11 protein-coding genes are annotated in these 12100 nt (G+C 70.0%); 2 read left to right on the forward strand and 9 right to left on the reverse strand.

Annotated elements, in window-relative coordinates:
- Nucleotides 1-20 precede the first annotated feature (20 nt).
- Together lspA and ACIBTU_RS16275 are read right to left on the reverse strand one after the other, a co-directional pair.
- Nucleotides 21-644: a signal peptidase II gene (gene lspA / locus ACIBTU_RS16270; protein ID WP_399126791.1), complete on the reverse strand. Its 624-nt coding sequence runs from the start codon at nt 642-644 to the stop codon at nt 21-23.
- A gap of 63 nt (nt 645-707) precedes the next feature.
- The gene (locus tag ACIBTU_RS16275; RefSeq protein ID WP_399126792.1) at nt 708-1655 is read right to left on the reverse strand and encodes a TraR/DksA family transcriptional regulator; all 948 of its coding nucleotides are present in this window, start codon (nt 1653-1655) and stop codon (nt 708-710) included.
- Between the two features lie 283 nt (nt 1656-1938).
- Between ACIBTU_RS16275 and ACIBTU_RS16280 the strand changes: the two genes are divergently transcribed.
- Together ACIBTU_RS16280 and ileS are read left to right on the forward strand one after the other, a co-directional pair.
- The gene (locus ACIBTU_RS16280; protein WP_384616567.1) at nt 1939-2130 is read left to right on the forward strand and encodes a DUF1059 domain-containing protein; all 192 of its coding nucleotides are present in this window, start codon (nt 1939-1941) and stop codon (nt 2128-2130) included.
- Nucleotides 2131-2511: 381 nt separating this feature from the next.
- Nucleotides 2512-5649 (forward strand): isoleucine--tRNA ligase, encoded by a 3138-nt coding sequence (gene ileS / locus ACIBTU_RS16285; protein ID WP_399126793.1) that lies wholly within the window; start codon nt 2512-2514, stop codon nt 5647-5649.
- A 195-nt stretch (nt 5650-5844) separates the two neighbouring features.
- On the opposite strand, the gene ACIBTU_RS16290 is transcribed toward ileS, so the two are convergent.
- The 7 genes from ACIBTU_RS16290 to ACIBTU_RS16320 form a co-directional block, all read right to left on the reverse strand.
- Complete coding sequence (locus ACIBTU_RS16290) at nt 5845-7044, reverse strand: DivIVA domain-containing protein (protein ID WP_399126795.1); 1200 nt, start codon at nt 7042-7044, stop codon at nt 5845-5847.
- 55 nt (nt 7045-7099) lie between these two features.
- A complete protein-coding gene (locus tag ACIBTU_RS16295) occupies nt 7100-7384 on the reverse strand; it encodes a YggT family protein (protein ID WP_188339419.1) in 285 nt (94 codons plus the stop codon).
- Between the two features lie 75 nt (nt 7385-7459).
- Nucleotides 7460-8101: a cell division protein SepF gene (locus ACIBTU_RS16300; RefSeq protein ID WP_399126798.1), complete on the reverse strand. Its 642-nt coding sequence runs from the start codon at nt 8099-8101 to the stop codon at nt 7460-7462.
- 132 nt (nt 8102-8233) lie between these two features.
- Nucleotides 8234-8980 (reverse strand): YggS family pyridoxal phosphate-dependent enzyme, encoded by a 747-nt coding sequence (locus tag ACIBTU_RS16305; RefSeq protein WP_399126800.1) that lies wholly within the window; start codon nt 8978-8980, stop codon nt 8234-8236.
- 6 nt (nt 8981-8986) lie between these two features.
- The gene (gene pgeF / locus ACIBTU_RS16310) at nt 8987-9718 is read right to left on the reverse strand and encodes a peptidoglycan editing factor PgeF (RefSeq protein WP_399126801.1); all 732 of its coding nucleotides are present in this window, start codon (nt 9716-9718) and stop codon (nt 8987-8989) included.
- Nucleotides 9719-9749: 31 nt separating this feature from the next.
- The gene (ftsZ, locus tag ACIBTU_RS16315) at nt 9750-10976 is read right to left on the reverse strand and encodes a cell division protein FtsZ (RefSeq protein ID WP_399126802.1); all 1227 of its coding nucleotides are present in this window, start codon (nt 10974-10976) and stop codon (nt 9750-9752) included.
- A gap of 297 nt (nt 10977-11273) precedes the next feature.
- A complete protein-coding gene (locus ACIBTU_RS16320) occupies nt 11274-12080 on the reverse strand; it encodes a cell division protein FtsQ/DivIB (protein ID WP_399126803.1) in 807 nt (268 codons plus the stop codon).
- Between the last annotated feature and the right edge of the window lie 20 nt (nt 12081-12100).

Raw genomic sequence — 12100 nt, forward strand, 5'->3', positions numbered from 1 at the left:
GTCCGGGCAGGGCCTCCGGTTCAGTCCTTGTGCACGGTCCCGTCGGGGTCGATGCCGCGGAACGAGAGCAGCACGATCAGGATGCCGCCGCACACGATGGCGGAGTCGGCGAGATTGAACACCGGGTAGTTCTTCGGCGCGATGAAGTCGACCACCGCGCCCTCGAAGACGCCGGGGGCGCGGAAGATCCGGTCGGTGAGATTGCCGAGCGCGCCGCCCAGGAGCAGGCCGAGCGCGATCGCCCAGGGCAGGCTGTAGAGCTTCCTGGCGAGCCGGACGATGACGACGATCACAGCCGCCGCGATCACCGTGAAGATGATCGTGAAGGCCTCGCCGACGCCCCAGGCCGCGCCCGGGTTGCGGATCACCTCGAGCTGGAGCCAGTCGCCGAGGATCTGGATGGACTCCCGGTGCTCCAGCTTCGCGACCACGATCAGCTTGCTGACCAGGTCGAGGGCGTACGCCAGCGCGGCCACGGCGAACAGCACGGCGATGCGCCGCGCGCCCCGGGGCCGCTCGGCGGCCGTCTCCTGCTCCGGAGCCTCCTGCGGATCCTGAGCGGCGGCCTCGTCGGCCTTGTCCGGCTCGGCCGCCCCTGCCTCGGAAGAATCCGGCGTACCGATGATGCGCTCCGCCTCTGCCACGTGAGTCCCTCGACCTAGGTACCTGACTGAGGACGAGAGTACGTCACGGACCTCAGGAGCGGTTCAGTAGCGGCGCTCCTGCTTCTGCTTGCACTCCACACACAGGGTCGCCCTCGGGAAGGCCTGCATCCGGGCCTTGCCGATGGCTTTCCCGCAGTTCTCGCAGAGGCCGTAGGTGCCCGCGTCCAGGCGCTGCAGGGCGTGCTCGGTCTGCTCCAGCATCTCGCGCGCGTTGGCCGCCAGGGCCATCTCGTGCTCGCGCGTGATGTTCTTGGTGCCGGTGTCGGCCTCGTCGTCACCCGCGCCGTCACCGGAGTCCCGCATCAGCCCGGCCAAGCCCTCCTCGGCGTGGGCGATCTCGCTGCCGAGCCGCAGGGCCTCGCTCTGCAGCTCGGCCCGCGCCTCGGCCACCTCGTCCGGGGTCCAGGGCTCCTCGCCGGGCCTTACGGCCAGCTCTCCGGGCTCGACGGCGGTGCCCCTCGCCTTGGGAACCGCGCCGGGCTGCTGCGCCGCCGTGGCCGTGCCCTGAGTCTTCTTCGCAACCACTGTCGTGGCTCCCGTCGTCCTCGCGGTCTCGTCCGCGTCCTCGGCCGTCTTCTTCGCGCCCTTGCGTCCCGCGGCGGCGCCGGCCTTCTTCGCCGCCGCTTTGGTCGCCGTCTGCTTCGCCGCCGTCTTCTTCGTCGTACGTTTCCCCTCCGGGGCCCCGACGGCACCTGTGGTCGCCTTCTTGGCAGCGACCTTCTTGGTGACGGCCTTCTTGGTGGCGGCCTTATTGGTGGCGGCCTTATTGGTGGTGGCGCTCTTGGTGGCGCCCTTGGCCGCGCTCTTCGCGGCGGCGGACTTCTTGCCGGTGGCGGTCTCCTTCGGTGCGGCGGCGGACGCCGAGGCCGCGGTCTTCTTGGACGCGGACTTCACCGCCCTGTCCGTGCCCGCCCTGTCCGTGCCCGCCTTGCCGGTGCCCGTGGATCTGCCGGTCGCAGACTGCTGAACGGCGGTCTTCTTCGCCACCATGGCCGCGGCCCCTTCACAATTTGTGATCTTGCACGCGAATCGTGCTGGGACGATAAATCGACTCGGGGCCCGCGGCAACGGGACGGACACCCGGTGCACAGTGGCTCGAAACCGTTGTGCCCAGCTCCCCGCCCGGTAATCCGCCGCTCCGCGCGCAGCGCCCGGCCTCGCCATTCGGGTCACCCCGCTCCCCCGCGGCCGGCCCCGGGAGGGCCCGTCGCCGACCTCTCGCCCTCCGCCTCCCGGGCATAGAATGTGGCAAAAGCGGAGAAGGTGCATCATCATGCGCAAAGTAGCCGACTGTCGTGAGTTCCCCAGCGTGATGAACTGCACGCTGACCATCTCGGGCGAGGAGGAAGAGGTCGTGCGGGCCGCCGCCGAGCACGCCGTCTCCGTCCACGGCCACACCGACAGCCCCGAACTGCGGGAGCAGGTCCGCGGCAGCCTCAAGGACGAGGTCCCCCAGCACGCCTGACCCCGGCCGCCTCCGTCCCCGTCCCCGGCCCGCCGCGAATCCGGTCGGCCGCGCCCGCCCCGGCGCCGTACACTGGCCGGAGCGAAAGGCTTGGATGGGGACGAGTAGCGGCGTACGCAGCCATGAGCGACCCGGGGACGGTGGAAGCCCGGGGGCGAGCGCGAAGCGAAGATCACCCCGGAGCCGCCGGAAGAAAGCCGCAGCATCACCGCGGCCGGTAGACCCGGCGTCGCGAACCCAATGAGGGGGCTCACCGAGGCGCACACCGGCGCCGGAGCGGGCCAAGGAGGGTGGTACCGCGGGAGCGCGCCGCACACGGCGTTCAGCACACAGGCTCTCGTCCCTCCGACGGAGAGAAGCACGTCCGCCGGAGGAAGACTGATGACGCAGTACCGCCAGGTGCCCGCCCAGGTCGACCTGCCCGCCCTCGAGCACGCCGTGCTCGACTTCTGGCGCGAGCAGAAGATCTTCGCCAAGAGCCTGGAGCAGTCCGAAGGGCGCCCCGAGTGGGTGTTCTACGAGGGCCCGCCCACGGCCAACGGCATGCCGGGTGCCCACCACATCGAGGCCCGCGTCTTCAAGGACGTCTTCCCCCGCTTCCGCACCATGCGCGGCTACCACGTGGGGCGCAAGGCGGGCTGGGACTGCCACGGCCTCCCGGTGGAGCTGGCGGTCGAGAAGGAGCTCGGCTTCAGCGGCAAGAAGGACATCGAGGCGTACGGCATCGCGGAGTTCAACGCGAAGTGCCGTGAGTCCGTGACCCGGCACACCGACGCCTTCACCGAGCTGACGACCCGCATGGGGTACTGGGTCGACCTCGACGACGCGTACCGGACGATGGACCCGGAGTACGTCGAGTCCGTCTGGTGGTCGCTGAAGGAGATCTTCAACAAGGGCCTGCTGACCCAGGACCACCGCGTCGCCCCCTGGTGCCCGCGCTGCGGCACGGGCCTGTCCGACCACGAGCTCGCGCAGGGCTACGAGACGGTCGTGGACCCGTCGGTCTATGTCCGTTTCCCCCTCACCTCCGGTCCGCTGGCCGGTCAGGCCTCGCTCCTGGTGTGGACGACGACCCCCTGGACCCTGGTGTCCAACACGGCGGTCGCCGCGCACCCCGAGGTCCGCTACGTCGTGGCGACGAACGGCGAGGAGAAGCTCGTCGTCGCCGAGCCGCTCGTCGCCAAGTCGCTCGGCGAGGGCTGGGAGACGACCGGCGAGTCCTTCACCGGCGCGGAGATGGAGCGCTGGAAGTACCAACGTCCGTTCGAGCTGGTGGAGTTCCCGGCCGAGGCCCACTACGTGGTCAACGCCGAGTACGTGACGACCGAGGACGGTACGGGTCTGGTCCACCAGTCCCCCGCGTTCGGTGAGGACGACCTCAAGGTCTGCCGCGCGTACGGCCTGCCGGTGGTCAACCCGGTGCTGCCCGACGGCACCTTCTCGCCCGAGGTCCCGCTGGTCGGCGGCGTCTTCTTCAAGAAGGCCGACGAGGCGCTCACCGCGGACCTGGAGGCGCGCGGCCTGCTGTTCCTGCATGTCCCGTACGAGCACAGCTACCCGCACTGCTGGCGCTGCCACACGGCGCTGCTCTACTACGCGCAGCCGTCCTGGTACATCCGCACCACGGCCGTCAAGGACCGCCTTCTCGAGGAGAACGAGAAGACGAACTGGTTCCCGGACACGGTCAAGCACGGCCGCTTCGGCGACTGGCTGAGCAACAACATCGACTGGGCGCTGTCCCGCAACCGCTACTGGGGCACCCCGCTGCCCATCTGGCGCTGCGAGGAGGGCCACCTCACCTGTGTCGGCTCCCGCGCGGAGCTCTCCGAGCTGACCGGCACCGACCAGTCGGACCTGGACCCGCACCGCCCGTACATCGACGACGTGACCTTCACCTGCACCCACGAGGGCTGCTCCCTCGACGCGGTGCGCGTGCCCGAGGTCATCGACGCCTGGTACGACTCGGGCTCGATGCCGTTCGCGCAGTGGGGCTACCCGTACAAGAACAAGGAGCTGTTCGAGAGCCGGTACCCGGCCCAGTTCATCTCCGAGGCGATCGACCAGACGCGTGGCTGGTTCTACACGCTGATGGCCGTCGGCACCCTGGTCTTCGACAAGTCCAGCTACGAGAACGTCGTGTGCCTCGGCCACATCCTGGCCGAGGACGGCCGCAAGATGTCCAAGCACCTGGGCAACATCCTGCAGCCGATCCCGCTGATGGACCAGCACGGCGCGGACGCGGTGCGCTGGTTCATGGCGGCCGGCGGCTCCCCGTGGGCGGCGCGCCGCGTCGGCCACGGCACCATCCAGGAGGTCGTCCGCAAGACGCTCCTCACGTACTGGAACACGGTGGCGTTCCAGGCCCTGTACGCCCGTACGTCGAACTGGGCGCCCAGCGCCGCGGATCCGGCCCCGGCCGACCGTGGCGTCCTGGACCGCTGGCTCCTCTCCGAGCTGCACCAGCTCACGGACGAGGTCACCAAGGCCCTGGAGGCGTACGACACCCAGCGCGCCGGCAAGCTCCTGTCGGCGTTCGTCGACGACCTGTCGAACTGGTACGTGCGCCGTTCCCGCCGCCGCTTCTGGCAGGGCGACAAGGCCGCGCTGCGCACCCTGCACGACGTGGTGGTGACGGTCACTCAGCTGATGGCGCCGCTCACGCCGTTCATCACGGAGCGGGTCTGGCAGGACCTCGTCGTGCCGGTGACGCCGGACGCGCCGGAGTCGGTGCACCTGTCGTCGTGGCCCGAGGCGGACACCGCGGCGATCGACCCGACTCTGTCGACGCAGATGGCGCTCGTGCGCCGGCTCGTCGAGCTGGGCCGCGCCACGCGCGCGGAGTCGGGCGTCAAGACCCGTCAGCCGCTGTCGCGCGCGCTGGTCGCCGCGTCGGGCTTCGAGGCGCTGTCCCCGGAGCTGCACGCGCAGATCACCGAGGAGCTGAACGTCAGCTCGCTGGCCTCGCTCTCCGAGGTGGGCGGCTCGCTGGTCGACACGACGGCCAAGGCGAACTTCCGGGCGCTCGGCAAGCGCTTCGGCAAGCGCGTCCAGGAGGTCGCGAAGGCCGTGGCCGCCGCCGACGCCGCCGCACTGTCCCAGGCGCTGCGCGCGGGCACGGCGACGGTCGACGTCGAGGGCGAGACCGTCACGCTGACCCCGGACGAGGTCATCATCACGGAGACCCCGCGCGAGGGCTGGTCCGTGGCCTCGGACTCCGGCGCCACCGTGGCGCTCGACCTGGAGATCACCGAGGAGCTGCGGCAGGCGGGCCTGGCCCGTGACGCGATCCGGCTGATCCAGGAGGCCCGCAAGAACAGCGGCCTCGACGTCGCCGACCGGATCGCCCTGCGCTGGACGTCCACGGACCCGGCGGTGACCGCGGCGCTGACCGAGCACGCGGGCCTGATCGCGGACGAGGTCCTCGCGACGGACTTCGACCGGGCCGACGCGGACGACACCTACGGCGAGCCGTTCACGGACGAGGGCCTGAGCCTGGAGTTCCGCCTCAAGAAGGCGTAGGTCACACCCGGCACAGCCCGAAGGGCCGGCCCCGGCAGAGAAATCTGCCGGGGCCGGCCCTTCGGCGTTTTGTGCGCGAGCACACATGAACTCCCGCCCCGAGCGATACGAAAAGGCCCTGGCCCGGATCGCAGAAACGATCCGGGCCAGGGCCTGAACGAACGCCGACGCCTTCTCAGGCGCGCGGGGCGCCGCCTAGTTGTCGTCCTCGTCGATGAGGAAACCGCGCATCGGCGACGGGGCCTGCTGCATCGGCTGCGGGGCCTGCGGCCGCACCGGCGCCATCGGCTGCGTCATCGCGGGCGACATCTGCTGCTGGCCGCCGTAGGACGGACCGGCGGCCGGCGGGTTGCCGCCCATGGTCTGGTTGCCACCGTAGGACGGGGCACCCGCACCGGCCGGAGCCATCGACGGCGCCGGGGACGGCGGCAGCGAGGCGGCGGCCGGGTTGCGCGGCGGGGCCAGCGACTCGTCGCCCTGGCTCTCCAGCTGACGCAGCTGCGACTCCAGGTACGACTTCAGACGCGTGCGGTACTCGCGCTCGAAGCCGCGCAGGTCCTCGACCTTGCGCTCCAGCGTGGCGCGGGCGGACTCCAGGGAGCCCATCGCGACGCGGTGCTTCTCCTGCGCGTCCCGCTCCAGGGCGTCGGCCTTGGCACGGGCGTCACGCTCGAGACCCTCGGCGCGGCTGCGGGCCTCGCCGACGATCTTGTTGGCCTCGGAGCGGGCCTCGGCGATCGCCTGGTCGGCGGTCTGCTGGGCCAGCGAGAGGACACGCGCGGCGCTGTCGCCACCGGGACCCTGACCGGGCTGCTGCATCTGCGGGGGACCACCGTGGCCGCCCATGGGGCCGCCCATCGGGCCGCTCAGCTGGCCCTGGGGACCACCGAGCTGACCCTGGCCGAGCTGAGGCTGGCCCATCGGACCCTGCCCCATCGGACCCGGGCCCTGGCCCATCGGACCGGGACCCTGCGGGCCGGGTCCCTGCGGACCGTGGCCACCGGGACCGGCCGGAAGCTGCGGGGCACCGCTCGGCAGCTGCGGGGGGCCGCCCATGGGGCCACCCATCTGCTGCTGCGGCGGGCCCGATATGCCGGCGGGCACGGGGGCGCCGGGACCGCGCATACCCTGCGGCGGACCCTGCTGGTCCTGCGGACCGCCCTGGCCCTCGGGGCCGCCGGGGCCCTTGCGCATACCGCCCTGCTGCTGGTTCTGTGCAGCGGCACGGGTGGCTGCGGCGAGCTTGGCGCGCAGGTCCTCGTTCTCACGAAGGAGACGGGTCAGTTCGGCTTCGACCTCATCGAGGAAGGCATCGACCTCGTCCTCGTCATAGCCTTCTCGGAGGCGGACGGTCGTGAACTGCTTGTTCCGCACGTCCTCGGGGGTCAACGGCATCTCTTCACCTCAACGTTGTCGTCGGCATTCGGCAAGACCGTAATTGACATCGCGCTCACAGCCGGCTCACGACGGAGATCAGGATGTAGACGATGATCATCAGTACGAAGAAGGACAGGTCGAGCGCCACGCCCCCGAGACGCAGCGGCGGAATGAACCGCCGCAGAAGCTTGAGCGGTGGATCAGTGACAGTGTAGGTGGCCTCCAGAACGACCACCATTGCCTTGCCGGGTTGCCACGAGCGGGCGAACTGGAAGACATAGTCCATGACCAGCCGGAAGATCAGCACGATGAGGAAACACATCAGCGCGATGTAGACCACATCCAAAACCACGCCCATGTCGGTGGTTCCCTCTCCCCTGTGTCTCGTGCCTCGTGACTAGTACATAGCTAGCCGTTGAACTAGTGCTGCGTCTCAGCTCTGGTTGAAGAACCCGCCCTCTGCGATGCGGGCCTTGTCCTCCGCCGTGACATCGACGTTAGCAGGCGACAACAGGAACACCTTCTGAGTCACCCGCTCGATGCTCCCGTGCAGACCGAACACCAGACCGGCCGCAAAGTCGACAAGTCGCTTCGCGTCGGTGTCGTCCATCTCCGTCAGATTCATGATCACAGGAGTGCCCTCGCGGAAGTGTTCCCCGATGGTACGGGCCTCGTTGTAGGTCCGCGGGTGCAGCGTGGTGATGCGGTACGGCTCCCGCTCGGACACGACCTTGGGCATGATCACCGGTGCGTTCTTCTCCAGGCTCTGACGTTCAGGTGTGATGGATGCCACGGGGGCGATTCGCGCCGGACGTCCGGAATCGGCGCTCAGCGACGCGGGTTGGCGCACCGGCTCGCGCGGCGCGGGGGCTTGCACCACTCGCACCGATTCGTCCGCTTCTGCCGGTCGGGAGTTGTGTGACGAGTGCGACGGCTCGTGCCGTCGGCGGTCACGCTCGGGCTCGGGGTCGAGCTCGGGCTCGAAGTCGTCGTCGGGGTCGAACCCCCGGCCGTCGTACCCATCGTCCTCCACGAGGCCGAGGTAGACCGCCATCTTGCGCATCGCGCCGGCCATGCTCTGAGTCCTCCGCTCTGTGGTGGATCGGCTGAGGCTGACGTCAACCCATGCGCCCGCGATCCACGCGATCTCCCCGCCCATCAGCGAGAATGACCATATTTTCTGCTGTGGTCCGACTTCTTGGCGACGTTACCCGAGCCTGGGTCGGACTCCGAGGACCGCCGTACCGACGCGCACATGTGTCGCTCCGGCCGCCACAGCCTCTTCGAGGTCCGAACTCATCCCTGCCGACACCATGTTCGCAGCCGGATGGGCCGTGCGCAGGTGAGTCGACAAATCCATGAGCCGCTCGAACGCCGCCTGTTGCCGTCCCGCGTAGACCCCCGTGAGCGGCGCGACGGTCATCAGACCGTCGAGCCGCAAGCCCGGAGCCTCGGCCACGCGAGCGGCCAGTTCCTCCACTCCCCCCACTCCCACGCCGCCGCGCTCGCCGTGCCCGTCCTCCTCGGCGTCGAGCGCGACCTGGATCAGACAGCCCAGCTCGCGCTCGGCCCGCACCGCCTCCTTGGACAGTGCCGTGACGAGCTTCGCGCGGTCGACGGACTGCACCAGACCGGCATAACCCACCACGGAACGGACCTTGTTGGTCTGCAACTGGCCGACGAAGTGCCATGTGAGGGGCAGATCCGCGCATTCCGCGGCCTTGGGGGCGGCGTCCTGGTCACGGTTCTCGGCCACGTGCCGCACCCCGAGCCCGGACAGGATCCGCACGTCGCTCGCGGGGTAGGTCTTGGTGACCACGATCAGGGTCACGTCCTCGCGCTTGCGGCCCGCGGCCGCGCAGGCGGCAGAGATACGTTCCTCCACCGCCGCCAGGTTCGAGGCGAGTTCGGCCTCGCGGTCCTGAAGGTCCGCAGGTCCCTGAAGGTCCGTCATGTCGTATCAGTCCAGCCAGACGTAGCCGGCGAGCCGGCCGGTGGCCTTGTCGCGGCGGTAGGAGAAGTGGTCGTGCGATTCGAGGGTGCACACCGGCGACCGCTCCCGGTCGCGCACCCCCAGCCGTTCCAGTTGCGCGTGCACACCGGCGGTCACGTCGACGGCCGGTGTGCCCCAACTGGTCTCGGCGTACGCCGCGGCTTCCACCGCGGCGACCTGCGCGCGCATCTCGGCCGGGACCTCGTAGCACCGCCCGCAGACCGCGGGTCCGGTGCGGGCCACGATCCGGGCCGGGTCCGCGCCGAGCTTCACCATCGCGCCGACCGCGGCGGGGACGACTCCGGCGATCATGCCGGGGCGCCCCGCGTGTGCGGCGGCAACGACACCGGCGACCGGGTCGGCGAGCAGGACGGGCGTGCAGTCCGCGGTGAGCACGGCGAGGGCGAGCCCGCGCCGCGTGGTCACGATCGCGTCGACGCACGGAATGTCGGAGTCCGGGCCCCAGGGCCCGTCCACCACCTCGACGTCGGGCCCGTGCACCTGGTTCATCCAGACCACCCGGCCCGGCTCGAGGCCGAGTTCCCGCGCCGCCCGTTCCCGGTTGCGCAGGACGGCCGCGGGGTCGTCGCCGACCGCGCCGCCGAGGTTGAGCTCCGCGTACGGAGCGGCGCTCACCCCGCCCCACCGGTCGGTGAAGGCGAAGTGCGCGCCGCTCACGGTGTCGCGCTGTCCTATCACTTCAGCGAAGTTCCCATCGGGCCCAGGAACGTCACTTCAGGAAGTCCGGGACGTCCAGCTCCTCGGCCTGGCTGTCCGGGTAGGACGGCCGGGGCACCTGGGGCGGGGAGACCGGGACGGCCGGGGCCTCGTTGACCGGGGTGGCCTCGACGGGCTCCGGGAGCTTGGGCTCCTCGCGCGGGGTGACGCTGCCGAGCGAACCGAAGCTCGGGCGCGAGGGCTCGGGGGCCGGGGCCGGACGCGAGGCCGGAGCCTGCTCCTCGCGCTTGGCCGAGGACGAACCGATCACGTTGTCCCGCTTGTTCGGCGGCTGACCGCCGTCGAAGCCGGCGGCGATCACGGTGACCCGCACCTCGTCGCCGAGGGCGTCGTCGATGACGGCGCCGAAGATGATGTTCGCCTCGGGGTGCGCGGCCTCGCTGACCAGCTGGGCGGCCTCGTTGATCTCGAACAGGCCGAGGTCGGAGCCGCCGGAGATGGAGAGCAGCACGCCGCGGGCGCCGTCGATGGACGCCTCGAGGAGCGGCGAGGAGATCGCCATCTCCGCGGCGGCCACGGCGCGGTCGTCGCCGCGGGCCGAGCCGATGCCCATGAGGGCCGAACCCGCCTCGGACATGACGGACTTGACGTCCGCGAAGTCGAGGTTGATGAGACCCGGGGTGGTGATGAGGTCGGTGATGCCCTGGACACCGGAGAGCAGGACCTGGTCCGCCGACTTGAAGGCGTCGAGGACGGAGACCTGCCGGTCCGAGATGGACAGGAGCCGGTCGTTCGGAATGACGATGAGGGTGTCGACCTCTTCGCGGAGCTCGGCGATGCCGTCCTCCGCCTGGTTCGCCCGGCGTCGGCCCTCGAAGGTGAACGGGCGGGTGACCACGCCGATCGTGAGGGCGCCGAGCGAGCGCGCGATGTTGGCCACGACGGGCGCGCCGCCGGTGCCGGTGCCGCCGCCTTCACCGGCGGTGACGAAGACCATGTCGGCCCCCTTGAGGACCTCCTCGATCTCCTCGCGGTGATCCTCGGCCGCCTTGCGTCCGACGGCCGGATTGGCTCCGGCGCCGAGTCCGCGGGTGAGTTCACGGCCGACGTCGAGCTTGACGTCCGCGTCGCTCATCAACAGGGCTTGCGCGTCGGTGTTGATGGCGATGAACTCGACGCCCTTGAGACCGACCTCGATCATCCGGTTGATGGCATTGACACCACCGCCGCCGACACCGATGACTTTGATGACTGCGAGGTAGTTCTGCGGTGCTGCCACGTCGAAGGCCTCTCGCCTCGAGTTACGTGTCGCCGCTTCGCTTCTACGGTGCGACGACTGATGCCGAATTGGGACGGTCCGGACTACTAGTTGAGTACTAGTCGACTGCCGACCCGAACCCTAACGCTGAAGTTTAGGGTTACCAGTGTGTCTGTTTCCTGGACTCTTCCGAACCTGACACTAAGTCGACAAGTGGCGCCCGTTCAACGAACACGCCGAACCTCCCGTTTTTCTTTTCACCCTATGTGATCAGCCGTAGCGCTGCCCAACCAGGGTGCTGGCCTGCGCCGATGAGCGTCAACTCCGCGATGAGGCGGGGGCGGTGGGGACGCTCACATCGAAGTGCCGGGCCTTCGGGGCTGCTTTCATGAGAGCGACGAGCGCACGCGCCTTGGCCGCACCCTTCTCCGCACTTCCCCACTCGACGACCCGCCCCCGGGTGAGCTCCAGCGAGATGCCGTCGTACGAACGGACCTTGAGATTCCGGGTGTCGCGCGCGACCTCCCGGGGAAGTTGCCGCGCGACGCGCACCGCCTCCCGCACCAGCCGGTCGGGGCCGAAGCGGCGCAGGCTGGCCGCGGCGCCGCCGTGATCCGGCGTCAATTCGAGGTGGGGAACGCCCTCGGGGGCTTTGTCGACCGTCGCGAAACGGACGCCTTTACGGTCAATTTCGACGAACTTGCCCGAATTTCGGGCGTCTTCGGCGAGGAGAACCGGCTTGCGTTCCGTCACTTTCAGTCCGATTCCGTGCGGCCAGGAACGGACGACGTCCACCGAGTCGATCCGCGGCAGTTTCCGCCGCAGCCGGGCCTCGATGGCGTCGGTGTCGACCGAGACCAGCGGGGCGCCGACCGGCACGTCGGCCGCGTCCCGCACCTGGGCCGACGTCAGGACCTCGGTGCCCGAGGTGGTCACGCGGTCCACGCGCAGCCACGCGGAGCCGTAGAGGAGCCAGATGCCTCCCGCCACGGCGAGGACGAGCAGCACTCCGGTCACGACGAGGGTGCGCATGCCCGGCATGCGCACCCTCCTGGGGGCGGGGGGCGGTTCGGGCGCCTGGGTCCTGTCCCGTTCGCCGCGGTCCGCGGTGGTCGCCTTGGCCACGCTCCCCTGCCTTCACATCC

The organism is Streptomyces sp. NPDC050145 (assembly GCF_044460245.1).
GTDB lineage: Bacteria > Actinomycetota > Actinomycetes > Streptomycetales > Streptomycetaceae > Streptomyces.

Bases quoted from the DNA above. Each gene is read 5' to 3' on its own strand.
- ACIBTU_RS16280 (WP_384616567.1), top strand. From the start codon at position 1,939: ATGCGCAAAGTAGCCGACTGTCGTGAGTTCCCCAGCGTGATGAACTGC.
- ACIBTU_RS16305 (WP_399126800.1), bottom strand. From the start codon at position 8,980: ATGACGGACCTTCAGGGACCTGCGGACCTTCAGGACCGCGAGGCCGAA.
- ACIBTU_RS16295 (WP_188339419.1), bottom strand. From the start codon at position 7,384: ATGGGCGTGGTTTTGGATGTGGTCTACATCGCGCTGATGTGTTTCCTC.
- ACIBTU_RS16290 (WP_399126795.1), bottom strand. From the start codon at position 7,044: ATGCCGTTGACCCCCGAGGACGTGCGGAACAAGCAGTTCACGACCGTC.
- ACIBTU_RS16275 (WP_399126792.1), bottom strand. From the start codon at position 1,655: ATGGTGGCGAAGAAGACCGCCGTTCAGCAGTCTGCGACCGGCAGATCC.
- ileS (WP_399126793.1), top strand. From the start codon at position 2,512: ATGACGCAGTACCGCCAGGTGCCCGCCCAGGTCGACCTGCCCGCCCTC.
- ACIBTU_RS16300 (WP_399126798.1), bottom strand. From the start codon at position 8,101: ATGGCCGGCGCGATGCGCAAGATGGCGGTCTACCTCGGCCTCGTGGAG.